This window comes from Streptomyces sp. NPDC058373 (assembly GCF_042723275.1).
GTDB lineage: Bacteria > Actinomycetota > Actinomycetes > Streptomycetales > Streptomycetaceae > Streptomyces.
Genome location: NZ_JBHXJE010000002.1, coordinates 49,104 through 72,290, shown reverse-complemented (window position 1 = coordinate 72,290; position 23,187 = coordinate 49,104). Strand labels below are relative to the sequence as shown.

Genomic DNA, 23,187 nt, shown 5'->3' with positions numbered 1-23,187 from the left:
TGCCACCTTCCCGGTCCGGGACCGCCTTCGGGGCCCGGCGGCTCCGGGAGCCGGTGCGGCCGCTGTCGGCGGGGACCGGTTTACTGGACCGTATGAGTACCGCTCGGCACCTGGCGACGATGGAGCAGTTGTGCGCGCGGCCCTTCCCGGACCAGGTCCCCGTCCGCAGCACCCCCGAGGGGTCCGCCGGACCGGGCTTCCATCTGGCCCTGCTGGAGAGTTCGGATGCTCCGGCGGTCGAACGGCCCGCGCTGCTGGAGGAGTTCGCCGCTCTGCGGGAAGCGCTCGCCGTGGTGCTGGAGCACCGCTGGGGGCCCGCCCAGCACATCAGCCTCTGGAGCGCCTTCGTCCGGGCCGAGGAGGCACGGATGGCCGGGACCGAGGAGGTGGTGGAAGAGCCCTGGCGGTCCCTGAGCGCCTCCGTGCCCGACATCCTGCTCTGGCGTCGCGGGAGCCGCTGGATAGCCCTCGGCACCGCCGAACGCGAGGGCGAGCAGCCCGTCCGCCTGCTCGCCCTCGTCACCGCCGTCGACCCGCCCTGACGGCCCGCGCGGACCGGCGCCGTTCTGGCGCGACCGGCACGGAGAAGCGACACGGACACCTTGGGGGAGACATGAACACCAGTCCGGCGACCCGCCCCGTCCTCACCTACGGCGGCCTCTCCGCGGGGATCGGCCCGCTCAGCCTGCTGGCCGTCGCGCTGGGGCTCGCCGGAGTACCCGTGGTCCTCGTCGCCGGCCTGATCGGCGGTGCCGTCGCGGCGGGGTACGGCGCCGTAGGCCTCGCCAAGGACGAGGGGAAGGCGCGAGGCCGCTGCCTCGTGGGCCTGCTGACCGGCGCGGCCGCCTTCCTGCTGCCCACGGTCGGGCTGGTCGTGGTGCTGGCGGGCACATGAGCGTCACGAGGTGGTGAGGGCACGCCGTGGGGCGTCGCCCTCGTCGGTGCGCCTGCGCCTGCGCCTGCGCCTGCGCCTGCGATCGGGGTCGGGGCCGGGCGCGGACGGACGCTGACGTGACGGCCTCGACGCAGCAGGTCAGGACGGTGAAGGAGCCACTTCGTAGTCGACGGCGAGACCGTAGTGGTCGCTGACGATGTCCGGGCCGAGGTCGAAGACCCGCGCGCACGAACGCGCCAGCAGCGTCGGCCCCGCGGCAGCGCATCGGACCATGACGTGGTCGATGCCGCGAAACGGCCAGTCGGGGTCCTTCTGGTAGGGGTTGGACGGCGCATACGTCGTCAACTCCTCGTGGGGGCGGACCGCTTCCCAGGCGTCGCGGTAGCAGACACTCAACCCCTGGATGACGTGCCGGCCGGTGAAGAAACGGATGCTGTCCGCCTGGGCGTCGGCGTCCATGTCCCCGGCGAGGATGACATGGCCGGGCGAGGCCCCCACGACCTCCTCCAGCTTGCGTGCCACTGCTGCTGCCTGAAGGCAGCGCTCACGCTCATGGTCGAGCTGGTAGTCGGGGAAGTGGTTCGCCACCCAGACCCTGCCAAGCGGCCGAGGCGCGAGGATCTCGGTGACGAGGCACGTACAAGCGAAATCGCCGGTGCGCTCCGTGAGATGGAGATCGACCTCGAACACTCGCCCCATAGGCCATCGGGAAGCCGTGGTGATCCCCTGCCCCGGGGGCGCGCCCGGCCGCCCCAGCTCCCGCTCCTGCCCCTCGGCAAGGTGGAAGGCGTCGTCCAGCAGCCGTCGCGCCTGCTGGACACCGGGCGTACGCACCGTCTCCTGCAGCGTGATGATGTCGGGTGCGAGCCGTTCGATGCGGTCACGAAGCCGCCCCTCGCGCTCCTCCCACTCACCACGCACACCCCAGGTGTTGAGCGTCACGAACCTCATGCCCTCATGGTGCCCCGACGCGCAGCCGCAATGTCCGCGAACCGCCCGCGGGCCAACGCCCGGGTTTTGACGCGGTCAGGAGATGCGCCCCAGGTGCGCTGTTCCGGCAGGTCGGTGAGGCGGCTGGCTGGGGTGGCATGTACCTCCGCCTCGGCGGCTGTCTTGAGGAGCTGGTGGCTCGCACTCTCCACCGAGCCAGAAGGACCCTTGCCCACTCCGAGAACACAGCCCGCGTGTCACCGACGAACAACACACCTAGCGAGGCTCAGCCTCGTCCACGGCCTCCCGGAGCCGGCCGTACTCCTCGGCCATCGCGCCCACCGGCCAGTGGGCGTTCAGCCCGCTCGGGTTCGGCAGGACCCATACCCGGGCTCCGCCGACGAGCCGTTCCTGCGGGCCCACCGTCGCGCGGCGCTCGGCGAAGGCCGCCCGGTACGCGGTGATCCCGACGACCGCCAGCCAGCGCGGCTCCAGCCGGGTCACCTTGGCGGCGAGCAGCGTGCCGCCCTCGCGGAACTCCTCGGCGGTCAGCTCGTCGGCCCGGGCGCTGGGGCGCGCCACCACATTGGTGATGCCGAGGCCCAGGCCCGGGAGGAGGTGCTGCTCGGCCGGGGCGAACAGACGGGGGGTGAAGCCGGAGCGGTGCAGGACGGGCCAGAAGCGGTTGCCGGGGCGGGCGAAGTGGTGGCCGGTCTCGGCGGTCAGCAGACCCGGGTTGATGCCGCAGAACAGCACCCGCAGGCCGGGCCCGGTCACATCCGGGACGCGGACGTGGGCCAGCTCCGCGGGAGTGGGACGCGCGCCCGCCGGTGCGCGCGGTGCGCGGGCACCGGGCGGACCGGCGGGCGCGGGGCTCACAGGATCGCGCCGGGCGTGTAGCCGGCCGCCTCCGGGTGGCGCCGGACGACCTTCTCGACGGCGGTCACCACCGCGTTCACCTGGTCGGCGGCGGCACCCGTGAAGGAGAGCTTGTCGGCCATCAGGGCCGTCAGCTGGTCGCGGTCGAGCGGCAGCCGCGCGTCGTCGGCGAGCTTGTCCAGCAGCTCGTTGCGCTCCGCGCCCTGCTCGCGCATGGCGAGCGCCGAGGCCACCGCGTTCTCCTTGATCGCCTCGTGCGCGATCTCCCGGCCGACGCCCGCGCGGACGGCGCCCATCAGCACCTTGGTGGTGGCGAGGAACGGCAGGTAGCGGTCGAGCTCGCGGGCCACCACGGCCGGGAAGGCGCCGAACTCGTCCAGCACCGTCAGGAAGGTCTCCAGCAGGCCGTCCAGCGCGAAGAACGCGTCGGGCAGCGCGACGCGGCGGACCACGGAGCAGGAGACGTCGCCCTCGTTCCACTGGTCACCGGCGAGCTCGCCGGTCATCGACGCGTAGCCGCGCAGGATGACCATGAGGCCGTTGACCCGCTCGCAGGAGCGGGTGTTCATCTTGTGCGGCATCGCCGAGGAGCCGACCTGGCCGGGCTTGAAGCCCTCCGTGACCAGCTCGTGGCCCGCCATCAGCCGGACGGTCTTCGCCAGCGACGAGGGGGCGGCGGCGAGCTGCACCAGCGCGGTGACGACCTCGTAGTCCAGCGAGCGCGGGTAGACCTGGCCGACCGAGGTGAACGCCCGGCCGAAACCGAGGTGGCCGGCGATCCGGCCCTCCAGCTCGGCGAGCTTGGCCGCGTCCCCGCCGAGCAGGTCCAGCATGTCCTGGGCGGTGCCGACCGGGCCCTTGATGCCGCGCAGCGGGTACCGCTCCAGCAGCTCCTCGACGCGGCCGTACGCCACCAGCAGCTCGTCGGCGGCGGTGGCGAACCGCTTGCCGAGGGTGGTGGCCTGGGCGGCGACGTTGTGCGAACGGCCGGCCATGACCAGCTCGCCGTACTCGCCCGCCAGCTTGCCGAGCCGCGCCAGGACGGCGACCGTGCGGTCGCGGACCAGCTCCAGGGAGAGGCGGACCTGGAGCTGCTCGACGTTCTCCGTCAGGTCGCGCGAGGTCATGCCCTTGTGGACCTGCTCGTGGCCGGCGAGGGCGTTGAACTCCTCGATGCGGGCCTTCACGTCGTGGCGGGTGATCTTCTCGCGCTCGGCGACCGAGGCGAGGTCGACCTGGTCGAGGACGCGCTCGTAGTCCTCGATCGCGCCCTCGGGCACCTCCACGCCCAGGTCCCGCTGTGCGCGGAGCACCGCGAGCCAGAGCTGCCGCTCCAGCTTCACCTTCTGCTCGGGGGACCAGAGGGAGGCCAGTTCGGTGGAGGCGTAGCGGTTGGCCAGGACGTTCGGGATGCGGGGCTTTGCAGTCACGGGGGTCATCCTACTGGCGTAAAGGGTGAGGCTCGTGCCTGGCTCGGTTTGGAGGAAAGCCCTAACCGGGGGGTCGGCCGGGGGCTCGGCTTGGTGTCCTTGGCGGTCACTGATCGGCCTCAAGCGCCGGCCGGGCTGGGGTGGCCTCAAGCGCCGGCCGGGCTGAGTTCGGTTGCGGTTCGGCCGGCTGCGCCGGTCACGGATGGCCTCAAGCGCCGGCCGGGGTCGGATTGCCCGGCGTGCCCCCAGCCCCCCGCACCCCCCCCAGGACCAGAAGCTCAGGTGCGGTTGGTCCTGGTGTTGTGGTCGAGGGGGGTTTCGGTGGGGGTCGGTGTCGGGGTGGCGGGGACGGGGTGCCAGGTCTGGATCGGGCCGGGGGGTGTGGCTTCGGCGGGGGTGACCCAGAAGGCGGTGCCGGTGGTGGGGTTCATGTGGGCGCCGTGGCGGCCGTCGCCGGAGGAGCGGCCGGTGAGGCGGCGGCCGATCCAGGGGGCGAGGTGGCGGCGGGTGAACATCACGTCGGCGCCCCGGCGGCGCAGCCAGCCCGGGGGAGTGGCGGCGGGCAGGGCCGCCGCCCAGTCGCTGCCCGGCTCCAGGTCCAGGCGCTGCCAGACGGCCTCGGCGACCCGGCGGTGGCCCTCCGCGGTCAGGTGCAGGCGGTCCACGTCCCACAGGCGCGGGTCGCTCAGCGAGGGCGCGGCGTACAGGTCGACCAGCCGGGCGCCGTGCTTCTCGGCCAGGTCGTCCAGGTGGGCGAAGAGCGCCTCCATACGGGGGCGGAACCGCTCCAGGACGGGGCCGTTGCGGGCCGGGCTGCGCATCAGGACCAGGGTGCCGCAGGTCGGGGCGAGCCGTTCGACGGCCTCGGTCAGCAGTCCGCAGACCTGGCCCATGTCGCAGGAGGGCCGCAGGGTGTCGTTGAGCCCGCCGACCAGGGTGACGATGTCGGCGCCGAGGGCGGCGGCCGCGCCCACCTGGTCCTCGACGATCTGGCCGATGAGCTTCCCGCGTACGGCGAGGTTGGCATAGCGGAAACCGGGGGTCCGCTCGGCGAGGCGGGCGGCGAGCAGGTCCGCCCACCCCCGGTAGGAGCCGTCCGGCAGCCGGTCGGACATGCCCTCGGTGAAGGAGTCGCCGATCGCGACCAGGCTGGTGTAAGTGGCATTCGTCTGCATGGCGCCAGCGATCGTACTGCGCGCCTGCCGGCGGCGCGCCACCGGCATACTCGCCGGTATGGGCCGGACGCCGAAACGCCGGTGCCGGGGCCCCGCGAGGGACCCCGGCACCGGCGGGCGGGTCGGGCGGCGGACGCCGACCGGTCAGGCGACGGAGTGGCCGAACAGCTCCTGGAGGACGTCCTCCATCGTGACCAGCCCGGCCAGCCGCCCGTCCGCGCCGAGGACCGCGGCCAGATGGGTGCGGCTGCCGCGCATCGCGGTCAGCACGTCGTCCATCGGGGTGGCCTCGCGCACCCGGGGGATGGGGCGCATGTCCTGCACCCGGAACGGCAGGTCGCGCGGCATGGCGTCCAGCGCGTCCTTCACGTGGAGGTAGCCGACGATGCGGCGGCCGGCGTCCACCACGGGGAACCGCGAGAAGCCCGACTCGGCCGAGAGCCGCTCCAGCTCCTCGGGGGTGACCCCGATGTGCGCGTACACGATCCGCTCCAGCGGCAGCACCACGTCCTCGACCGGGCGGCGGCCCAGCTCCAGTGCGTCGTGGAGCCGCTCGGTGGCCCGGTCGTCCAGCAGCCCGGCGTCCCCGGAGTCCTTCACCATGCGGGCCAGGTCGTCGTCGGAGAAGGTCGCCGACACCTCGTCCTTGGTCTCCACCCGCAGCAGCTTCAGCAGCAGGTTGGCGAAGGCGTTGACGGCGAAGATCACCGGCCGCAGCGCCCGGGAGAGCGCCACCAGCGGCGGGCCGAGCAGCAGCGCGCTGCGCACCGGCTCCGCCAGCGAGACGTTCTTCGGGATCATCTCGCCCAGCAGCATGTGCAGGTAGGTCGCCGCCGTCAGGGCGATGGCGAACGACAGGGTGTGGCCGAGTGCGACCGGCGCCCCGATGGCGTCGAAGAGCGGTTCCAGCAGATGGGCGATGGCCGGCTCCGCCACCACACCCAGCACCAGGGTGCACAGGGTGATGCCGAGCTGGGCCGCCGCCAGCAGTTGCGAGACGTGCTCCAGGCCCCACAGCACGCTGCGGGCCCGCTTGTTCCCCGCCTCGGCGTGCGGTTCGATCTGGCTGCGGCGGACCGAGATCAGGGCGAACTCGGCGCCGACGAAGAAGGCGTTCACGACGAGCGTCGCGAAGCCGATCAGCAGCTGTACGGCGATCATCGCTCGTCCTCCTCGACGGGCCCGGCGGCGGGCATGTGCAGCATCACCCGCGCGGCGCGGCGCCCGGAGGCGTCCACCACGTCCAGGTTCCAGCCCTCGACGGTCAGGTGGTCGCCGACGGCCGGGATGCGCCCGAGCTCGGCGGCGACCAGCCCGGCCAACGTCTCGTACGGCCCCTCGGGAACCTTCAGCCCGATCCGGGCCAGGTGGTCGGTGCGTGCGGCGCCGTCGGCCGAGTAGAGCGTGCGCCCGTCCTCGTCCTCACCGGCGGGGGCGAGCCCCGGGGTCTCGTGCGGGTCGTGCTCGTCGCGGACCTCGCCGACGACCTCCTCGACGATGTCCTCCAGCGTGGCGACGCCCGCGGTCCCGCCGTACTCGTCGATGACCACCGCCATCGTGCGGCGGCCCGAGAGCCGGTCCAGCAGCCGGTCGACGGTGAGCGACTCGGGGACCAGCATCGGCTCCCGCATCAGCTCCGTCACCGGGCGCCGGGCGCGCAGCTCGGCGGGGACGGCGAGGACGTCCTTGATGTGCGCCACGCCGACCACGGTGTCCAGGCTGCCCCGGTAGACCGGGAAGCGGGAGAGGCCGGTGGCGCGGGTGGCGTTGGCGACGTCCTCGCAGGTGGCCTGGGCATCCAGGGCCATCACCTGGACACGCGGCGTCATGACGTTCTCCGCGGTCAGGTCGGCGAGGTTCAGGGTCCGTACGAAGAGCTCGGCGGTGTCCGCCTCCAGCGACCCGGCCTTGGCCGAGTGGCGGGCCAGCGCCACCAGTTCCTGCGGGCCGCGCGCCGAGGCCAGCTCTTCGGCCGGCTCGATGCCCATCCGGCGGACCGCCCGGTTGGCCGTGTTGTTCAGGTGGGTGATGAACGGCCGGAAGACCGTGCTGAAGATCCGCTGCGGCGTGGCGACCTTCTTGGCCACGGTCAGCGGCTCGGAGATCGCCCAGTTCTTCGGGACCAGCTCGCCCACGACCATCAGGACCACGGTCGACAGACCGGTGCCGACGACCAGGGCGATCGAGGAGGCGGTCCCCGGCGAGACGCCGAGACCTCGCAGCGGCTCCGCGAGCAGCGCCGCGATGGAGGGCTCCGCGAGCATGCCGACGACCAGGTTGGTGACGGTGATGCCGAGCTGGGCGCCGGAGAGCTGGAAGGTGAGGTGCCGTACGGCCTTCAGGGCGCCGGCCGCGCCGCGCTCGCCGCGGTCCACGGCTTCTTCGAGGGTGCTGCGCTCGATGGTCGTCAGGGAGAACTCGGCGGCGACGAATGCGCCGCAGGCGAGGGCCAGCGCGATGGCGAGCAGCAGGAGGAGCACTTCGGTCATCGGGTCACCACCGTCCCATGATCAGGCAGGGAGGCGGCGCGCGCGCGACGGGGAATGCGGAGGTACGTGGTACTGGGAGGCTCGCCCATGGGCGGACGCTCACACACCTTTCTTGAGGAAAATCCCATGATGCCCCGCGGCAGCGCTCCAGGCGGCTGGACCGGGGGAGATCGAACAACGCTACCCATAGTAAAGCCCCCGCAAAAGCCGACGAAAAGCCGCGGAGGCGGCCGATCCGCCGCGATCAGCGGGGTCGACGGGGGGTTCGGCGGGCTCGGCGGGCAGGTCAGCGGAGTTGGCCGCGGCGTGGAGGGGGCCTGGCGGAAACGGAGCGTGTCCGCGACGTGCCGGGCGCCGTCCGGGCGCGCCCGCCGAAGGCGCTGCCTGTCAGGCGTGGGCCCCGGCCGCCGAGGGCGTGGGGGGGGGCGGACTCGCCGTACGCAGGCCGTCGGGCGCCCGGAAGGGGCGCCTGCGCGCGACTTCAGCCCAGCGGCTTGACCCAGCGGCGCCAGCGGTCCTCGCGCCCGTACCCCGCCGTGGCCCAGGTGCGGTGGGCCGGCTCGTTGCACTCCAGGACCATGGCGTCCACCCGGCGCCCGCCCACCGCCGCGAACCGGCGCTCGGCCGCCTCCAGCAGAGCGGAGGCGATGCCCTGGCGGCGGTGGTCCGGGTGGACGGCGAGCCGGTAGAGGGAGCAGCGCCAGCCGTCGGAACCGGCGATCACCGTCCCCACCAGGACGCCGTCGCGTTCGGCCAGGAGCAGGGAGTCCGGGTCGGTGGAGAGCAGGCGGTCCATCCCGGCGTGGTCGTCGCTGATGCTCGTCCCCGTCGCCGCCTTGCGCCAGAACCGGAGCACGGCGTCGATGTCGTCGGGGCGGGCGTACCGGAGGGCGAGATCGGTCATGGGGGCACCCAACCAGAACTCCCGTTCCCCCGGCAGGGAGGTCTCATCCCGCGGAACGGCCCGGGCCCGCGGCCCGGCCGGCGTCGGCCGGCGGGCACGGCTCGCGGGCGCGGCGGGCACACGCTGATCACCGGCGCCTTCTCCTGTTACGGTGGACGGGCCTTTTCCAGAGGCTCCGTGCGCCACCGGCGGCGGGCCTCACACCTCAGGGAGACCAGACATGGCGGGTGACGACGACATCTCCGGGTGATACCCGGACATGACGGCCACCGGCGGGCGTCCAGCGCCGTACCGCCGAGGTGGCCATGCCGTCGTTCCCTCTTCTCCGTCTCCCGCGGGGCAGCGTCTTCGCGCACCCGCGCCACACCCCTGAGGTCCGCCGCATGCCCGACGCCTTCGTCACCGCTTCCCACCTCTCCTTCGCCTGGCCGGACGACACCCCGGTCTTCGACGACCTGTCCTTCACCGTCGGGGTTGGCCGCACCGGCCTGGTCGCCCCGAACGGCGCGGGCAAGAGCACCCTGCTCAAACTGATCGCCGGAGAGCTGCGCCCCCGCTCGGGCGGCGTCCAGGTGAGCGGCCCGGCCGGGTACCTCCCGCAGAGCCTGCCCTTCACCGAGCACCTGACCGTGGCCGAGGTCCTCGGCGTCGCCCCCGTGATCGCCGCCCTGGACGCCGTCGAGTCGGGCGACGTCAGCGAGGAGCACTTCACCACCATCGGCGACGACTGGGACATCGAGGAGCGCACCCGCGCCCAGCTCGACCGGCTCGGCCTCGCCCACCTCGCCCTCGACCGGCGCCTCGCCACGCTCAGCGGCGGCCAGGTCGTCTCGCTGGGCCTCGCCGCCCAACTCCTCAAGCGCCCCGACGTGCTGCTGCTGGACGAGCCCACCAACAACCTCGACCTCGACGCCCGCCACCACCTCTACGGCGTCCTGGAGGAGTGGAACGGCTGCCTGCTGCTGGTCAGCCACGACCGCGCGCTCCTCGACCGGATGGACCGCATCGCCGAACTGGACGGCGGCCGGCTGCGCTTCCACGGCGGCAACTTCACCGCGTACGAGGAGGCCGTGCGGGCGGAGCGGGAGGTCGCCGAGAAGAACGTCCGCAACGCCGAGCAGGAGGTGAAGCGGGAGAAGCGCGAACTCCAGCAGGCGCGGGAGCGGGCGGACCGGCGCCAGAGCAACGCCGCCCGCAACCTCAAGAGCGCCGGACTGCCGAAGATCTTCGCCGGGAACATGAAGCGCGGCGCCCAGGAGTCCGCCGGACGGGCCGGGCAGACGCACGCCACCCGGCTCGGCGAGGCGAAGGCCCGGCTCGACGAGGCGGGCCGCGCCGTCCGCGACGAACAGCGGATCGTCCTCGACCTGCCCGACACCCAGGTACCCGCCGGGCGCACCGTCTTCCAGGGCGAGCGGATGCAGGTACGCCACGCAGAGCGGCCCCTCTTCGCGGGCGACGGCCTCGACCTGACGATCCGCGGCCCCGAACGCATCGCCCTGACCGGCCCCAACGGAGCCGGGAAGTCGACCCTGCTGCGCCTGCTCGACGGCGCCCTGGAGCCGGAGAGCGGCGAGCCGCGCCGGGCCCAGGGACGCGTCGCCCACCTCTCGCAGCGGCTCGACCTCCTGGACCTCGACCGCACGGTGGCCGAGAACTTCGCCGCGTACGCGCCCGGCATCACCGAGGCCGAACGGATGAACCTGCTCGCCCGCTTCCTCTTCCGGGGCGACCGGGCCCACCTCCCGGTGCGTGCGCTCTCCGGCGGCGAACGGCTGCGCGCCACCCTCGCCTGCGTCCTGCACACCGACCCGGCCCCGCAACTCCTGCTGCTGGACGAGCCGACCAACAACCTCGACCTGCTCAGCACCGGCCAGTTGGAGAACGCCCTCGCCGCCTACCGGGGCGCGTTCGTCGTGGTCAGTCACGACGGACGCTTCCTCGACGAGATCGGGGTGGACCGGTGGCTGCGGCTGGCCGACGGACGCCTCACGGAGACGGGTGCCCCCGGGGTGTGACGCGCCGCGTGCCGTCCTGGCCCGCGCCCGAGGCAGCCGCCCGGCGGGCCGAGAACCGCTCACGCAGGGAAAACCCATGCCCGAACCCGCACTCCTCGCCCACGACCTCGTCCGCGTCCTCGCCGGCCGCCGGGTCCTTCACGGCGTCTCCCTCACCGCCGCCCCCGGCCGCCGCATCGGCCTCATCGGCGAGAACGGTGCCGGCAAGTCGACGCTGCTGCGCCTGCTCGCCGGGACCGACCGTCCCGATTCCGGCCGCGTCGTCCGCCCCGCCGACCTCGGCTTCCTCCACCAGGAGATGCCGTACGACCCGGCGTCGACCCTCGCCGACGTGGTGGACGACGCGCTGGGCGAGGCCCGCGCGCTCCTCGCCGAACTCGACCGCCTCACCGGCCTGCTGGCGGCGACAGCGGAGGACGCGCCCGGGTACGCCGGTCTCCTCGCCGCCTACGGGCGGCAGCTGGAGAGCGCCCAGGAGCAGGAGGTCTGGGAGGCCGACCGCCGCGCCGCCGTCGTCCTCGCCGGGCTCGGCCTCGGCACGCTCGACCACGGGCGGCCGCTCGCCTCGCTCTCCGGCGGGCAGCGGGGGCGGCTCGCCCTCGCCGTCCTGCTGGTGCGGCGCCCCTCCGCCCTGCTGCTGGACGAACCCACCAACCACCTGGACGACGAGGCGGCCGCCTTCCTGGAGGAGCGGCTGCGGAGCCTGCCCGGGACCGTGGTCACCGCCAGCCACGACCGGGCGTTCCTCGACGCGGTCTGCACCGACCTGATCGACCTCGACCCGGCGGTCGATCAGGTCGGTGCAGACCGCGGCGGGGGAAGGACGGAGGGCGGCGCGTCCACCCGGGCGGCGGCCCCGACGAGAGCCGGCCGTCGGCCACCCCGGTGGCCGACGCGAAAGCCCTTCCTGGGCGCGGGCGTTCACCGGTCGGCCCAGGTCCCCCGGAACCCCGCCGCGTCCCACCGCCCGTGCAGCTCCGGCGCCAGCCACCCCGGTGCCGCCTGCCGGAACGCAGCCGGGTCGAGACCCCCGGCCCCCCACGGGACCGCCCCCAGCAGCGGCGCCCCCGCCGCCTCCGTCAGGTCCCCGGTGTTGCAGCGCTCGGCGAGCCCCGGGTGCTCCGGCCAGCCGCCGATGACCGTGCCGGTCACCTCCAGGCCCCGCGCGCGGGCGGCCTCGGCGGTCAGGGCCGTCGAGTTGAGCGTGCCGAGCGCCGCCGGGACCACGACGAGCACGGGCGCCGCCAGCAGCCGCGCCGCCTCCGCGAGGGTGTTGCCCTGCCCGTCGAAGCGGACCAGCAGGCCGCCCGCCCCCTCGACCAGCACCAGGTCGTGCCCGGTCGCCAGCTTCGCGGCCGCCTCCGCGACCTCCTCGGGGCCCACCGGCACCGCCCCGGCACGGCGGGCAGCCGTCGCGGGGGCCAACGGGTCGGGGAAACGGGCCAGTTCGGCCGCGGTGACCTGGCCGGCGAGGCGGGCCACCTCCTCGACGTCGCCCGGCTCGCCGGGAAGCAGACCCGTCTGGGCCGGTTTCAGGACGGCCACGGTCCGCCCGGCCGCCAGTGCCGCCGCGGCCAGCGCCGCCGTGACCACCGTCTTGCCGATCTCCGTGCCGGTCCCCGTGACCACCTGTACCGTCATCGCTCCGCTCCCCGGCGGCACCGCGCGCCGCCTCCGCCCGACCTCGTCCTCATCGCGTACACCTCACACCCTCGCCGGACCCTGGCGCGCTCACCCCGCCCCGGCCGCCGAGCAGACCGCCCGGCCGATCCGGGCCACGTCCGCGTCCCCGGTCACGTACGGCGGCATCGTGTACACAAGGTCGCGGAACGGCCGCAGCCACACGCCCTCGCGCACCGCCGCGCGGCTCGCCGCCGCCACGTCCACCGCGTGGTCGAGCTGGACCACGCCGATCGCCCCCAGCACCCGTACGTCCGCCACCCCCGGCAGGGCCGCCGCCGGGGCCAGCCCCGCGCGCAGCCCCGCCGAGACCCGCGCCACCTCGCCGCGCCAGTCCTGGCCGGTGAGCAGGTCGAGGGAGGCGTTGGCCACGGCGCAGGCCAGCGGGTTGCCCATGAAGGTCGGGCCGTGCGCGAGCACCGGCACCTCGCCCCGGGCGATCCCGGCCGCGACCCGGCCCGTGCAGAGCGTCGCCGCCAGAGTGAGGTAACCCCCCGTCAGGGCCTTGCCCACGCACATCACGTCGGGGGAGACCCCGGCGTGCCCGGCCGCGAAGAGGGCGCCGGTGCGGCCGAAGCCGGTGGCGATCTCGTCGAAGACCAGCAGCACCTCGTGGGCGTCGCACGCCTCCCGCAGCACCCGCAGCAGCGCGGGTGAGTGGAACCGCATGCCCCCGGCCCCCTGCACCACCGGCTCCACGACCACCGCCGCCAGCTGGTCCGCGTGCCGCTCCACCGTCTCCCACAGATGCGCCGTGTACGCCTCGGAGAGCGGGGCGTCGAAGCCGTCCGGGGGCGCGTCGGTGAAGACCTGGCGGGGCAGCACCCCGGACCACAGGTCGTGCATGCCGCCCTCCGGGTCGCACACCGACATCGGCTGCCAGGTGTCCCCGTGGTAGCCGCCGCGCCAGGTCATCAGCCGGTGCTTCTCCGGCCGCCCCAGCGAACGCCAGTACTGGAGGCACATCTTGACGGCCACCTCGACCGACACCGACCCCGAGTCGGCGAGGAAGACGTGCTCAAGACCCTCGGGCGCCACCTCCACCAGCCGGGTGGCCAGCCGGACCGCCGGCTCGTGGGTGAGCCCGCCGAACATGACGTGGCTCATCCGCCCCAGCTGGTCGCGGACCGCCTCGTCCAGCACCGGGTGGCGGTAGCCGTGCACCGCCGCCCACCAGGACGACATGCCGTCCACCAGCTCCGTCACGCCCTCGACGGGCTCGGCCAGCCGCAGCCGCACCCCCGACGCCGACTCCACCACCAGCGGGTCGCCGGTTCCGGGCATCGGGCCGTACGGATGCCACACGTGCCGCCGGTCCAGCTCCAGGAGCCCCGCGGCGTCCGCAGGAAAGGACCCGGCGGACGGCAGGACCGCTTGCGACGGCTCAGGCATTGGGAGCGACGTCCGTCCCCGCGCCCCGGCGCCGGACCGCCACCAGGTCGGTCCTGGCCTCCCCCGCCTCGCGCGAGGCGGGCACCTCGGGCGCGTCGGCGGGACCACCGCAGGGACCGCAGCCACCGTTCTCCCCGGTGCCGCAGGCGTGCGCCGCCTGCCCCGCGTCCCGACCGGCACCGTGACCGCCGCAGCCGCCCGCGATGTCGGCGCGGTGGGCGGGAAGCGTCGTGGTGCCCGCGCCCTCCACCTCGAACCCGGCGTCGGCGATCATCTCCAGATCCGCCTGGCCCGCCTGCCCCTCACTGGTCAGGTAGTCGCCGAGGAAGATGGAGTTGACCAGGTGCAGGGCGAGCGGCTGGAGGGTCCGCAGGTGCACCTCGCGACCTCCCGCGAGCCGCACCTCCACGTCCGGGCAGACGAACCGCACCATGGCGAGGATGCGCAGCGCCCGCTGCGGGGTGAGGTTCCACTCGCGGGCCAGCGGCGTCCCCTCGAAGGGGATCAGGAAGTTCACCGGCACCGAGTCCGGGTCCAGCTCCCGCAGCGAGAAGACCACGTCGACCAGGTCCTCGTCGCGCTCGCCCATCCCCGCGATCAGCCCCGAACAGGCCGAAAGCCCCGCGCCCTGCGCCCGCTGGACGGTCTCCACCCGGTCCGCGTAGGTGTGGGTGGTGGTGATCTCCCCGTAGGTCGCCTCGGAGGTGTTGAGGTTGTGGTTGTACGCGTCGGCGCCCGCCGCGCGCAGCCGCTCCGCCTGACCCTCCGACAGCAGCCCGAGGCAGGCGCAGACCTCGACCTCCTCGTGGGCCGACTTGATCGCCTCGATGGTCTTCGAGACCCGGTCCACGTCCCGGTCGGTCGGGCCGCGTCCGCTCGCCACCAGGCAGACCCGCTTGGCGCCGCCCGCCAGACCGGCCGCCGCCGCCCGGGAGGCCTCATCGGCGCCGAGCCAGGTGTACTTGAGGATGCCCGCCTGCGAGCCGAGCCGCTGCGAGCAGTACGAGCAGTCCTCGGGGCAGAGCCCGGACTTCAGGTTGACCAGGTAGTTCAGCTTCACCCGGCGGCCGAACCACTCGCGGCGCACCCGGCCCGCCGCGGCCACCACGTCCAGCAGGTCGTCGTCGGAGGTGGCCAACACGGCGAGGGCCTCGTCACGGGTCGGCAGCTCGCGCCGAAGCCCCTTGTCCACCAGCGTCTTCAGGAGATCCATGCGGCTGATCCTGACGCACCCGACCGCCCCGGGCCAAGGAGACTTCCTACAAGTCCCCCTGAAAGTGCTGTGGGTATTACCACACCCTGCCCCCGCTTCCGACGAGCTAGTGTCTGTGCACTGCTCACAAACGGCGGCCCGGCATGCGCCCGTCCGGCGGCTCGGCCCTCCCCGCCGGAGACGCCCGGCGCCCGCACGCCCGGCCGCCCCGCCAGGCGACGCTGAGGACGGCCCATGCCCCACCCCACCCCCGACCCCCGTGGCCCCTTCGCCTGGACCGCCGCCGCGGCCGCCCGGCGCGCGGAGGCAGGGCTGGCCCGCGCCCTGCGCCCGAGGCCCGCCGCGTCCGGCCTGCTCGACCTCGCGGGCAACGACTACCTCGGCCTCGCCCGCCACCCGGAGGTCACCGCGGCCGCCGCCGGGGCGGCCCGCCGGTGGGGCGCGGGCGCCACCGGCTCACGGCTGGTCAGCGGCAGCACCGCGCTCCACGCCGAACTGGAGCGGGAACTCGCCGCGTTCTGCGGCGCCGAGGCCGCCCTCGTCCTCTCCTGCGGCTACGCGGCCAACCTCGCCGCGGTGACCGCGCTGGCCCCCGCCGGGACCCTGCTGGTCTCCGACACCTCCAACCACGCCTCGCTCATCGACGGCTGCCGACTGGCCCGGGGCACCACCGAGGTGGTCGCCCACTCGGACCCCGACGCCGTCCGCAAGGCTCTCGCCGGACACCGGGGCCCGGCCCTCGGCGTCTTCGACGCGGTCTTCTCCGTCGACGGCGACGCCGCCCCGCTCCCGGCGCTGGCCGCCGCCTGCCGGGAGCACGGCGCGGGCATCCTCGTCGACGACGCCCACGGCCTCGGGGTCCTCGGCGAGGGCGGCCGGGGCAGCGCCGACGCCGCCGGTCTGGCCGGGGCGCCCGACACCGTCGTCACGCTGACCCTCTCCAAGGCGCTGGGCAGCCAGGGAGGCGCGGTCCTGGGCCCCGCCGAGGTGGTCGACCACCTCGTCAACACCGCCCGCACCTTCATCTTCGACACCGGCCTCGCCCCGGCCGCCGCCGGCGCCGCACTCGCCGCCCTGCGCCTGCTGCGCGCCGAACCGGACCGCGCCGCCCGGGTACGCCGCACCGCCTGCGCCCTGTACGAGGGGATCACCGGTGCCGGGCTCCAGGCGGCCCGGCCCGACGCCGCGGTGGTCTCGGTGCGCGCGCCCTCGGCCCAGGAGGCGGCCGACTGGGCCGCGCGCTGCCGGGAGCAGGGCGTGGCGGTCGGCTGCTTCCGGCCCCCGTCCGTACCCGACGGGGTCTCCCGGCTGCGGCTGACCGCCCGCGCCGACCTCGCCCCCGCCGACCTGGACCGCGCCCTGACCGTCCTCACGCGGACGGCCCCGCCGGCCGCCCGCTGAGCGCGGGGGAGGGCGGGGCCGCCGGAGCCGGGTGTCAGGCCGCCGGGCCGGTGGCGGTCCCGGTGGTGACGAAGCCCCGCCATGCGGCGGGGGAGAAGAGCAGCGCGGGGCCGGAATCGTTCTTGGAGTCCCGCACGGCGAGCAGACCCGCGTGGGGACCCGAGGTGAGCTCGGCGGTCTCCACGCAGTTGTTCATCCCGGTGCTGCGGCTGCTGCGCCGCCACCGGGCGCCCTGCAGTGAGCTGCTGACCGGGACGTACCGAGGCTGTGCGGTCACGGCGCCTCCTTACGGGCGTCGTCGCGCCTCTCGCCGAGGAGAGGCAGCGAGTCCTCTGCTGACAGTGCCCGCGCCTGAAGGGAGGCGAAGGCGTCGGCGTATGCCGAGAGGTCTTCTTTCCGTTCGAGATAGAGGCTACTCGTGAGGTGGTCAAGAACGACCAAATCCAGATCGTTCATGTTCGGAAAAGAGAAGATAACGAAAGGGCCGGTGAGGCCGATGTGCTCTCCCGAGGCGAACGGCAGTACCTGGATCACGACGTGGGGGAGCGCGGCCGCCTCCCGCAGTGCCGCGAGCTGACCGCGCATCACCTCGGGACCGCCGATCCGGCGGTGCAGCACCGACTCGTCGATCACCGCGCTCAGCCGCAGCGGCGGATCGGCGCGCAGCACATCCTGCCGGGCCAGCCGCACCTCCACCAGCGCGTCGACCTGCGCCTGCGGCACCCCCGCCAGCGAGGCCCGGGTCACCGCCCGCGCGTACTGCGGGGTCTGGAGCAGCCCCGGCACCACCGAGGTCTCCAGCGTCCGCATCCGCGCGGCCTGCGACTCCAGGCTGATGAAGTCCCGGTACTCCGGCGGCAGCACGCCCCGGTAGCGGTGCCACCAGTGCCGGTGCTCCCCGTCCTGCTCGGTGCCGGCCAGCGCCACCAGCAGCTCGCGCAGCCGCGGGTCCCGTACGTCGTACGCGTCGAGCAGGCGGCGCACGTCGGCGGGCTTCACCCCGCTGCGGGCGGTCTCGATCCGGCTCACCTTCGACTGGTGCCAGCCCAGCAGTCCGGCCGCCTGGCCGCTGGTGAGGCCGGCCCGGCCGCGCAGGGCCTTCAGCTCGGCTCCGAGTTTGCGTCGGCGCACGGCGGGTCCGTTCCGCATGCGCGTCTCCTTCCGGTGGCCGGTTCGGTGCGGGCGACGCCGCCATGGCACACCCGAAGGACGGGCCGGATATGGTCGCCCGTCGCAGAGTTCACCGCATCGAGCGACAGATATATGCATATCTTGGGGGATCGGCCCACGTGACGGACGACACAGTGGCAGTCTGACGTGGAGGCAACCGGTCCCGTCACACCCCGAGTTCAACCGTCCACGGGTCCGCGACCGGCTCCGAGGAAAGGGCGACGCAGCCATGGCAGACCACCACGAAGCAACCGTCACTCTCCCGAGCGATCCGGCATCGGTCTCCGCCGCCCGCACCCATGTCCTGACCGTCCTCACCGAGTGGGGCCTCCCGGCGGACTCCGAGGCCGCGGACACCGTCCGCCTGATCATCTCGGAGCTGGTCACCAACGCGGTCCAGCACACCCAGGGCCATTCGCCCACCTTCACCGTCGGCATGGCGCTCGACCAGGACGAGCGGCTGCGGCTCGGCGTCACCGACAGCCACCCGCGCTGGCCGAGACGGCTCCCGGCGGCGGTCCAGGAGGACAACGGCCGGGGCATGGCCATCGTCCGCTGGCTCACCGCCGAGCAGGGCGGCCGGCTCTCGGTCGTCCCGACCCCGGAGGGCGGCAAGACCGTCCGCGTCGACCTGCCCTGGCCCGCCACCGTCGGCGGCTGACCCGTACGCACCGCCGCAGGCGTACGGGCCGGCCGCCCCCGGCGTCACCCCACGCGCCCGTACCGCACGCTGCCGGTCCAGATCTTCTCCAGCCGCACCACGGCGCCGCTTTTGGGGGAGTGCCAGATCTTGCCGGCTCCGGCGTAAAGGCCCACGTGGTAGACGCTGCCGCCGGAGTGGAAGAAGACCAGATCGCCCTTGCGCCGACTGGAGGCGGCGATCCGCTTGGTGTGGTTGTGCTGCTGCGCCGCCGTCCGTGGCAGCTTCTTCCCGGCCTTCTTGTACGCGTAGAGCGTCAGGCCCGAGCAGTCGAAGCGGTGTGGGCCCGTAGCCCCGTACTGGTAGGGCGAACCCTTCTTCGAGGAGGCGATCTGGAGCGCCTTGGCGGCGTGGGTGGCCGCCGCCGCGTCGGGCGCCGCGCCCGGGGCGACCAGGGAGGTGCTCATCGCGGCCAGGGAGAGGGCCGACACGGCGCCGGCCCGGGAGAGCAAGGAGGGGACTCGATTCCGCTCAGTCATGCGCAACCCTTCGTCAGCCGCCTGTGAAGGATGACCTGTCGGGTTCGGACCTGCGAAGTCGCCCGGCCGCCGCGGCGGCTTCACCCCAAGGGCCGTGGAAGACCGGTCGGTCTCCCGGGCCCGTCGTGCCTGGGTCCTCCACTCCTGCCGATCCACTCGGTGTCGACCTGTCGTCCGGACGGCGGCAGGACTCGGCGTCCGCCCGGACCGCCCCGCCGCTGCGGCGGGGGCTTGTCGTCCTGACGGATCTTCACGTACGACGACGGTGATTTCGGGGAGGACCAGGCGGTTTGTGAGTTCGGTCGCCCATGCCCTGTTCGAGTGGACACGGCGGCCGTCCCGGGCGTGTCCCGTGCCGGTCGGAGGGCCGGACCAGCGACGGAGCGCCGGATACGGAAACGAAGGCGGACCCTCCGCGCAACTTGGAGGGGTCGCAGGAAGGGCCCAGGGATACGCCGTCCAGGGGTAGCCCGTCTGGTCGGTTTCGGGCGTGGCGCGACCGGCTCGCGGCGCGGAACGCGCTCCGACGCCAGGATGAGCGGCCGTCACTGTTCTGCGGCGGGGGAACCATGACGGCCCGTCCGCCGTTCTCCGGGAAGTGCTCCGGCCCGGGTGTGCGGGTCCGCTTCCCGGGCGGCCGCCCGTCAGCTTCCGCCGGCGCTCTCCTTGCGGCTGCCGATGAGGTGGTCGGCGAGGCCGTACTCCACCGCCTGCTGGGCGTCGAGCGGCAGGTCCCGCTCGATGTCCCGGGAGATCTGTTCGCGGCTGCGCCCGGTGTGGCGGGCGAGCAGCTCCTCCAGCAGGGCCCGCATCCGCAGCAGCTCCTCCGCCTCGATGGCCAGGTCACTGACCTGCCCCTCCACCGGGTCGGTGAGCGAAGGCTGGCGGATGACGGCCCGGGCGCCCGGCAGCATGAGCCGCTTGCCCGGCGCCCCTGCGGCCAGCAGCACGGCCGCCGCCGACGAGGCCTGGCCCAGGCAGGTGGTCGCCACGTCGCAGTGGACGTACTGGAGCGTGTCGTAGAGCGCCGTCATGGCGCTGAAGGAGCCGCCGGGGGAGTTGATGTAGAGCTGGATGTCCCGGTCGGGGTCGGCGTGTTCGAGGTAGAGGAACTGGGCCATCACGTCGCTGACGGCCGCGTCGTCCACCGGGGTGCCGAGGAAGACGATCCGCTCGGAGAAGAGCTTGCTGTACGGATCCTGCGTTCTGCTCCCCTGCGAGGTGCGCTCGGTGAACTCGGGAAGGATGTGGCGGGCGGTGGCGCGCTGCATGAAGGACCCCATGTCTCGGGCGGCGGCGCGGTGAACACCACCACACCATCCGTCAAAAATGTACAGGACGTACGTGGCGTTAAGATGGGCGGCATGGCTTACGAGATTCCGGTGACGCAGGCCCGGGCGGAGCTGGCGGAGCTGATCAACCGTGTCGTCTACGGCGGCGAGCGCGTCGTCGTCACCCGGCACGGCAAGCCGCTGGTGGCGCTGGTCTCCGCCGCCGACCTGGAGCGCCTGGACGCCGCCGGTGAGGCCGCGGCCGAGGCGGAGGCCGCCGGTGCCGAGGAGGAGATCATCAGCACCGTCTCCCGCCTCGGGGACGGCGGCACCGACGCCTCGTGGAACGAGCCCCGGCGGTTCGGCCTCACGGCCGAGCACGGGGACCCCAGGGTTCGCTGACCCAAGAGTTCGTCGACGACAGGGACCCGGACCCGTACAGAGCCCACCCCTGGAGCGCCGGCCCCCGCTCCCCGTATACAGCTCCGGCGCCCCGCCTCGCGCCCGCCCGGCCGCCGCGCGCCCCGCCCGACCCCGGTGCTGCGCCGCCACCGCGTCCCCGCTTACTCCGTCCGGGCGTGACCTCCCGGTCCTTGACCCGCGAATTAACGATGCTTAACGCCGCCGAAACGCCTCGTCATTACTGTGCTTGCGCGGGGAACGGCCAGGCGCGGCCGACGGGCCGGTCCCCTCCCCAGCTCCCCGCCCCGGCCGCCGCGCGCTCCGCGACGGCCCCTGGCAGGGCCGGCACCGGGCCGAGACCTGTGAGGTGTGCACGCGTTGCAACTGACCCCGCACGAGCAGGAGCGCCTGCTCATCCACGTGGCCGCCGACGTGGCCGAGAAGCGCCGGGCCCGCGGCCTCAAGCTCAACCACCCCGAGGCGATCGCCCTGATCACCGCGCACCTCCTCGAAGGTGCCAGGGACGGCCGGAGCGTCGCCGACCTGATGGCCTCCGGCCGCAAGGTCCTCACCCGGGACGACGTCATGGAGGGCGTGCCCGAGATGATCCACGACGTCCAGGTCGAGGCGACCTTCCCCGACGGGACCAAGCTCGTCACCGTCCACGACCCCGTCGTCTGAGAGGCCAGGAGCCGCCGTGATCCCCGGAGAGATCTTGTACGCCGACGAGCCCGTCCTCGTCAACGAAGGGCGCCCCGTCACCGAGTTGACCGTGCTCAACACCGCCGACCGGCCCGTCCAGGTCGGCTCCCACTACCACTTCGCCGAGGCCAACCCCGGGCTCGACTTCGACCGGGCCGCCGCCCACGGGCAGCGCCTGGAGATCGCCGCGGGCACCGCCGTCCGCTTCGAGCCGGGCATCCCCGTCGACGTACGGCTCGTGCCGCTGGCCGGGGCCCGCGTCGTCCCCGGACTGCGCGGGGCCGTCGCGGGCCGCCTCGACGCGGCCGACGAGAACGGAGCCACCCGTGACTGAGCTGTCCCGCGCCGCCTACGCCGACCTGTTCGGCCCCACCACCGGCGACCGGATCCGCCTCGCCGACACCTCCCTCCTCGTCGAGATCGAGGAGGACCGCAGCGGCGGCCCCGGACACTCCGGCGACGAGGCGGTCTTCGGCGGCGGCAAGGTCATTCGCGAGTCGATGGGCCAGTCCCGCACCACCCGCGCCGAGGGCGCCCCCGACACCGTCATCACCGGCGTCGTCGTCCTCGACCACTGGGGGATCGTCAAGGCCGACGTCGGCATCCGCGACGGGCGGATCACCGCGCTGGGCAAGGCTGGGAACCCGGACACCATGGACGGCGTCCACCCCGAGTTGGTCATCGGCCCCGAGACCGAGATCATCGCGGGCAACGGCAAGATCCTCACCGCGGGCGGCATCGACACCCACATCCACTTCATCAGCCCCGGCATCACCGACGAGGCGCTCTCCTGCGGCATCACCACCCTCATCGGCGGCGGCACCGGCCCCGCCGAGGGCACCAAGGCCACCACCATCACTCCGGGCGCCTGGCACCTGGCCCGCATGTTCGAGGCGATGGAGCACAGCCCCGTCAACATCGGCTTCCTCGGCAAGGGCAACACCGTCTCCGCCGCCTCCATGCGCGACCAGGTCAGGGCCGGGGTCGTCGGCTTCAAGATCCACGAGGACTGGGGGGCCACCCCCGCCGCGATCAGCGCCTGCCTCGACGTCTGCGAGGAGTCCGGCGCCCAGCTCGCCATCCACACCGACACCCTCAACGAGGCCGGGTTCGTCGCCGACACCTTCGCCGCCATCGACGGGCGCACCATCCACGCCTTCCACGTCGAGGGCGCGGGCGGCGGCCACGCCCCCGACATGATCACCGCCGTCTCGCTGCCCCACATCCTGCCGAGCTCCACCAACCCGACCCGGCCGCACACCGTCAACACCGTCGAGGAGCACCTCGACATGCTGATGGTCTGCCACCACCTCAACCCGGCCGTCCCCGAGGACCTCGCCTTCGCCGAGTCCCGCATCCGGCCCAGCACCATCGCCGCCGAGGACGTCCTGCACGACCTGGGCGCCATCTCGATCATGTCCTCAGACTCCCAGGCCATGGGCCGGGCCGGCGAGGTGATCCTGCGTACCTGGCAGACCGCGCACGTGATGAAGGGCCGCCGGGGCGCCCTGCCCGGCGACGGGGCCGCCGACAACCACCGCGCCCGTCGCTATGTCGCCAAATACACCGTCAACGCGGCCGTCGCCCAGGGCATCGACCACGAGGTCGGCTCCGTCGAGCCCGGCAAACTCGCCGACCTCGTCCTCTGGGACCCCGCCTTCTTCGGCGTCAAGCCTCGCCTCGTCGTCAAGGGCGGCCAGATCGCCTGGGCCCAGATGGGCGACTCCAACGCCTCGATCCCCACCCCGCAGCCCGTACTGCCCAGGCCCATGTACGGCGCGCTCGGCAAGGCGCCCACCGCCAACTCGCTGAACTTCACCACCGCCACCGCCCTCGCCGACGGCCTGCCCGAACGGCTCGGCCTGGGCCGCCGGTTCGCCGCGATCCGCTCCACCCGCGGGCTCACCAAGGCGGACATGCGCGAGAACGACGCCACCCCCCGGGTCGAGGTGGCCGCCGACTCCTTCGCCGTCACCATCGACGGGGAACTGGTCGAACCCGCCCCCGCCACCGAACTGCCGCTGGCCCAGCGGTACTTCCTGTTCTGAGGAGGAACG

23 protein-coding genes, 1 pseudogene and 1 riboswitch are annotated in these 23,187 nt (G+C 73.7%); of the genes and pseudogenes, 10 read left to right on the top strand and 14 right to left on the bottom strand.

Features of this window, described 5'->3' with window-relative positions; genetic code table 11:
- Window positions 1–92: 92 nt before the first annotated feature.
- Window positions 93–542 (top strand): hypothetical protein, encoded by a 450-nt coding sequence (locus ACFWMZ_RS01725; RefSeq protein WP_383170948.1) that lies wholly within the window; start codon window positions 93–95, stop codon window positions 540–542.
- 71 nt (window positions 543–613) lie between these two features.
- Window positions 614–895: a hypothetical protein gene (locus ACFWMZ_RS01720; RefSeq protein ID WP_383170951.1), complete on the top strand. Its 282-nt coding sequence runs from the start codon at window positions 614–616 to the stop codon at window positions 893–895.
- A gap of 138 nt (window positions 896–1,033) precedes the next feature.
- On the opposite strand, the gene ACFWMZ_RS01715 is transcribed toward ACFWMZ_RS01720, so the two are convergent.
- From ACFWMZ_RS01715 to ACFWMZ_RS01685, 7 genes are all read right to left on the bottom strand, one after another.
- Window positions 1,034–1,846, bottom strand: coding sequence for an endonuclease/exonuclease/phosphatase family protein (locus tag ACFWMZ_RS01715; protein ID WP_383170953.1), 813 nt, complete (start codon window positions 1,844–1,846; stop codon window positions 1,034–1,036).
- A gap of 255 nt (window positions 1,847–2,101) precedes the next feature.
- The gene (gene mug / locus ACFWMZ_RS01710) at window positions 2,102–2,704 is read right to left on the bottom strand and encodes a G/U mismatch-specific DNA glycosylase (RefSeq protein WP_383199109.1); all 603 of its coding nucleotides are present in this window, start codon (window positions 2,702–2,704) and stop codon (window positions 2,102–2,104) included.
- Window positions 2,701–4,143 carry an adenylosuccinate lyase gene (gene purB, locus ACFWMZ_RS01705; RefSeq protein WP_383170959.1) on the bottom strand — a complete coding sequence of 481 codons (1,443 nt, stop codon included), beginning with the start codon at window positions 4,141–4,143 and terminating at the stop codon, window positions 2,701–2,703. Before purB ends, mug begins: the two co-directional genes overlap by 4 nt.
- A 269-nt stretch (window positions 4,144–4,412) precedes the next feature.
- A complete protein-coding gene (locus tag ACFWMZ_RS01700; protein WP_383170962.1) occupies window positions 4,413–5,309 on the bottom strand; it encodes an SGNH/GDSL hydrolase family protein in 897 nt (298 codons plus the stop codon).
- A gap of 144 nt (window positions 5,310–5,453) precedes the next feature.
- The gene (locus ACFWMZ_RS01695; RefSeq protein ID WP_383170965.1) at window positions 5,454–6,470 is read right to left on the bottom strand and encodes a hemolysin family protein; all 1,017 of its coding nucleotides are present in this window, start codon (window positions 6,468–6,470) and stop codon (window positions 5,454–5,456) included.
- Window positions 6,467–7,798, bottom strand: coding sequence for a hemolysin family protein (locus tag ACFWMZ_RS01690; protein WP_383170967.1), 1,332 nt, complete (start codon window positions 7,796–7,798; stop codon window positions 6,467–6,469). Before ACFWMZ_RS01690 ends, ACFWMZ_RS01695 begins: the two co-directional genes overlap by 4 nt.
- Before the next feature lie 481 nt (window positions 7,799–8,279).
- Entirely contained in the window at window positions 8,280–8,702 is a 423-nt protein-coding gene (locus ACFWMZ_RS01685; RefSeq protein ID WP_383199107.1) for a GNAT family N-acetyltransferase, read from the bottom strand.
- 383 nt (window positions 8,703–9,085) lie between these two features.
- Here ACFWMZ_RS01685 and abc-f point away from each other — a divergent pair, with 383 nt between their 5' ends.
- The gene (abc-f, locus tag ACFWMZ_RS01680) at window positions 9,086–10,720 is read left to right on the top strand and encodes a ribosomal protection-like ABC-F family protein (RefSeq protein ID WP_383199105.1); all 1,635 of its coding nucleotides are present in this window, start codon (window positions 9,086–9,088) and stop codon (window positions 10,718–10,720) included.
- Window positions 10,721–10,796: 76 nt separating this feature from the next.
- Window positions 10,797–11,507 (top strand): annotated as a pseudogene (locus ACFWMZ_RS01675) (ATP-binding cassette domain-containing protein); the annotation flags it as partial.
- Window positions 11,508–11,641: 134 nt separating this feature from the next.
- Here ACFWMZ_RS01675 and bioD read toward each other — a convergent pair.
- The 3 genes from bioD to bioB form a co-directional block, all read right to left on the bottom strand.
- A complete protein-coding gene (gene bioD, locus ACFWMZ_RS01670) occupies window positions 11,642–12,361 on the bottom strand; it encodes a dethiobiotin synthase (protein WP_383199103.1) in 720 nt (239 codons plus the stop codon).
- A 90-nt stretch (window positions 12,362–12,451) separates the two neighbouring features.
- Entirely contained in the window at window positions 12,452–13,792 is a 1,341-nt protein-coding gene (locus ACFWMZ_RS01665; protein WP_383199101.1) for an adenosylmethionine--8-amino-7-oxononanoate transaminase, read from the bottom strand.
- The gene (gene bioB, locus ACFWMZ_RS01660) at window positions 13,785–15,005 is read right to left on the bottom strand and encodes a biotin synthase BioB (RefSeq protein ID WP_383170981.1); all 1,221 of its coding nucleotides are present in this window, start codon (window positions 15,003–15,005) and stop codon (window positions 13,785–13,787) included. Before bioB ends, ACFWMZ_RS01665 begins: the two co-directional genes overlap by 8 nt.
- A 234-nt stretch (window positions 15,006–15,239) precedes the next feature.
- Here bioB and ACFWMZ_RS01655 point away from each other — a divergent pair, with 234 nt between their 5' ends.
- The gene (locus tag ACFWMZ_RS01655) at window positions 15,240–16,406 is read left to right on the top strand and encodes an 8-amino-7-oxononanoate synthase (protein ID WP_383199099.1); all 1,167 of its coding nucleotides are present in this window, start codon (window positions 15,240–15,242) and stop codon (window positions 16,404–16,406) included.
- 34 nt (window positions 16,407–16,440) lie between these two features.
- Here the strand turns inward: ACFWMZ_RS01655 and ACFWMZ_RS01650 are convergent, their stop codons facing one another.
- Together ACFWMZ_RS01650 and ACFWMZ_RS01645 are read right to left on the bottom strand one after the other, a co-directional pair.
- Window positions 16,441–16,683 (bottom strand): DUF397 domain-containing protein, encoded by a 243-nt coding sequence (locus ACFWMZ_RS01650; RefSeq protein WP_383170987.1) that lies wholly within the window; start codon window positions 16,681–16,683, stop codon window positions 16,441–16,443.
- Window positions 16,680–17,555 carry a helix-turn-helix domain-containing protein gene (locus ACFWMZ_RS01645; protein WP_383199098.1) on the bottom strand — a complete coding sequence of 292 codons (876 nt, stop codon included), beginning with the start codon at window positions 17,553–17,555 and terminating at the stop codon, window positions 16,680–16,682. Before ACFWMZ_RS01645 ends, ACFWMZ_RS01650 begins: the two co-directional genes overlap by 4 nt.
- Before the next feature lie 250 nt (window positions 17,556–17,805).
- On the opposite strand from ACFWMZ_RS01645, the gene ACFWMZ_RS01640 reads away from it, so the two are divergent.
- Entirely contained in the window at window positions 17,806–18,237 is a 432-nt protein-coding gene (locus tag ACFWMZ_RS01640; RefSeq protein WP_383170993.1) for an ATP-binding protein, read from the top strand.
- Window positions 18,238–18,281: 44 nt separating this feature from the next.
- Here the strand turns inward: ACFWMZ_RS01640 and ACFWMZ_RS01635 are convergent, their stop codons facing one another.
- Complete coding sequence (locus ACFWMZ_RS01635; RefSeq protein ID WP_383170996.1) at window positions 18,282–18,755, bottom strand: C40 family peptidase; 474 nt, start codon at window positions 18,753–18,755, stop codon at window positions 18,282–18,284.
- 3 nt (window positions 18,756–18,758) lie between these two features.
- A riboswitch (cyclic di-AMP (ydaO/yuaA leader) is annotated at window positions 18,759–18,927 on the bottom strand.
- Between the two features lie 472 nt (window positions 18,928–19,399).
- Complete coding sequence (locus tag ACFWMZ_RS01630) at window positions 19,400–20,026, bottom strand: ATP-dependent Clp protease proteolytic subunit (RefSeq protein ID WP_383170999.1); 627 nt, start codon at window positions 20,024–20,026, stop codon at window positions 19,400–19,402.
- A gap of 93 nt (window positions 20,027–20,119) precedes the next feature.
- Between ACFWMZ_RS01630 and ACFWMZ_RS01625 the strand changes: the two genes are divergently transcribed.
- The 4 genes from ACFWMZ_RS01625 to ACFWMZ_RS01610 all read left to right on the top strand — a co-directional run bounded on the left by ACFWMZ_RS01625 (window position 20,120) and on the right by ACFWMZ_RS01610 (window position 23,178).
- A complete protein-coding gene (locus ACFWMZ_RS01625) occupies window positions 20,120–20,428 on the top strand; it encodes a type II toxin-antitoxin system Phd/YefM family antitoxin (RefSeq protein ID WP_383171002.1) in 309 nt (102 codons plus the stop codon).
- Window positions 20,429–20,806: 378 nt separating this feature from the next.
- The gene (locus tag ACFWMZ_RS01620; RefSeq protein ID WP_383171141.1) at window positions 20,807–21,109 is read left to right on the top strand and encodes an urease subunit gamma; all 303 of its coding nucleotides are present in this window, start codon (window positions 20,807–20,809) and stop codon (window positions 21,107–21,109) included.
- A gap of 16 nt (window positions 21,110–21,125) precedes the next feature.
- Window positions 21,126–21,464 carry an urease subunit beta gene (locus tag ACFWMZ_RS01615; RefSeq protein ID WP_383171005.1) on the top strand — a complete coding sequence of 113 codons (339 nt, stop codon included), beginning with the start codon at window positions 21,126–21,128 and terminating at the stop codon, window positions 21,462–21,464.
- Complete coding sequence (locus ACFWMZ_RS01610; protein WP_383171008.1) at window positions 21,457–23,178, top strand: urease subunit alpha; 1,722 nt, start codon at window positions 21,457–21,459, stop codon at window positions 23,176–23,178. The genes ACFWMZ_RS01615 and ACFWMZ_RS01610 overlap by 8 nt, the downstream gene beginning before the upstream one ends.
- Window positions 23,179–23,187: the final 9 nt, after the last annotated feature.

Coding starts and splice junctions, on each gene's coding strand:
- ACFWMZ_RS01725 (WP_383170948.1), top strand. CDS start 93: ATGAGTACCGCTCGGCACCTGGCGACGATGGAGCAGTTGTGCGCGCGG.
- ACFWMZ_RS01720 (WP_383170951.1), top strand. CDS start 614: ATGAACACCAGTCCGGCGACCCGCCCCGTCCTCACCTACGGCGGCCTC.
- ACFWMZ_RS01715 (WP_383170953.1), bottom strand. CDS start 1,846: ATGAGGTTCGTGACGCTCAACACCTGGGGTGTGCGTGGTGAGTGGGAG.
- purB (WP_383170959.1), bottom strand. CDS start 4,143: ATGACCCCCGTGACTGCAAAGCCCCGCATCCCGAACGTCCTGGCCAAC.
- ACFWMZ_RS01700 (WP_383170962.1), bottom strand. CDS start 5,309: ATGCAGACGAATGCCACTTACACCAGCCTGGTCGCGATCGGCGACTCC.
- ACFWMZ_RS01695 (WP_383170965.1), bottom strand. CDS start 6,470: ATGATCGCCGTACAGCTGCTGATCGGCTTCGCGACGCTCGTCGTGAAC.
- ACFWMZ_RS01690 (WP_383170967.1), bottom strand. CDS start 7,798: ATGACCGAAGTGCTCCTCCTGCTGCTCGCCATCGCGCTGGCCCTCGCC.
- ACFWMZ_RS01685 (WP_383199107.1), bottom strand. CDS start 8,702: ATGACCGATCTCGCCCTCCGGTACGCCCGCCCCGACGACATCGACGCC.
- abc-f (WP_383199105.1), top strand. CDS start 9,086: ATGCCCGACGCCTTCGTCACCGCTTCCCACCTCTCCTTCGCCTGGCCG.
- bioD (WP_383199103.1), bottom strand. CDS start 12,361: ATGACGGTACAGGTGGTCACGGGGACCGGCACGGAGATCGGCAAGACG.
- ACFWMZ_RS01665 (WP_383199101.1), bottom strand. CDS start 13,792: ATGCCTGAGCCGTCGCAAGCGGTCCTGCCGTCCGCCGGGTCCTTTCCT.
- bioB (WP_383170981.1), bottom strand. CDS start 15,005: ATGGATCTCCTGAAGACGCTGGTGGACAAGGGGCTTCGGCGCGAGCTG.
- ACFWMZ_RS01655 (WP_383199099.1), top strand. CDS start 15,240: ATGCCCCACCCCACCCCCGACCCCCGTGGCCCCTTCGCCTGGACCGCC.
- ACFWMZ_RS01645 (WP_383199098.1), bottom strand. CDS start 17,555: ATGCGGAACGGACCCGCCGTGCGCCGACGCAAACTCGGAGCCGAGCTG.
- ACFWMZ_RS01640 (WP_383170993.1), top strand. CDS start 17,806: ATGGCAGACCACCACGAAGCAACCGTCACTCTCCCGAGCGATCCGGCA.
- ACFWMZ_RS01635 (WP_383170996.1), bottom strand. CDS start 18,755: ATGACTGAGCGGAATCGAGTCCCCTCCTTGCTCTCCCGGGCCGGCGCC.
- ACFWMZ_RS01630 (WP_383170999.1), bottom strand. CDS start 20,026: ATGCAGCGCGCCACCGCCCGCCACATCCTTCCCGAGTTCACCGAGCGC.
- ACFWMZ_RS01625 (WP_383171002.1), top strand. CDS start 20,120: ATGGCTTACGAGATTCCGGTGACGCAGGCCCGGGCGGAGCTGGCGGAG.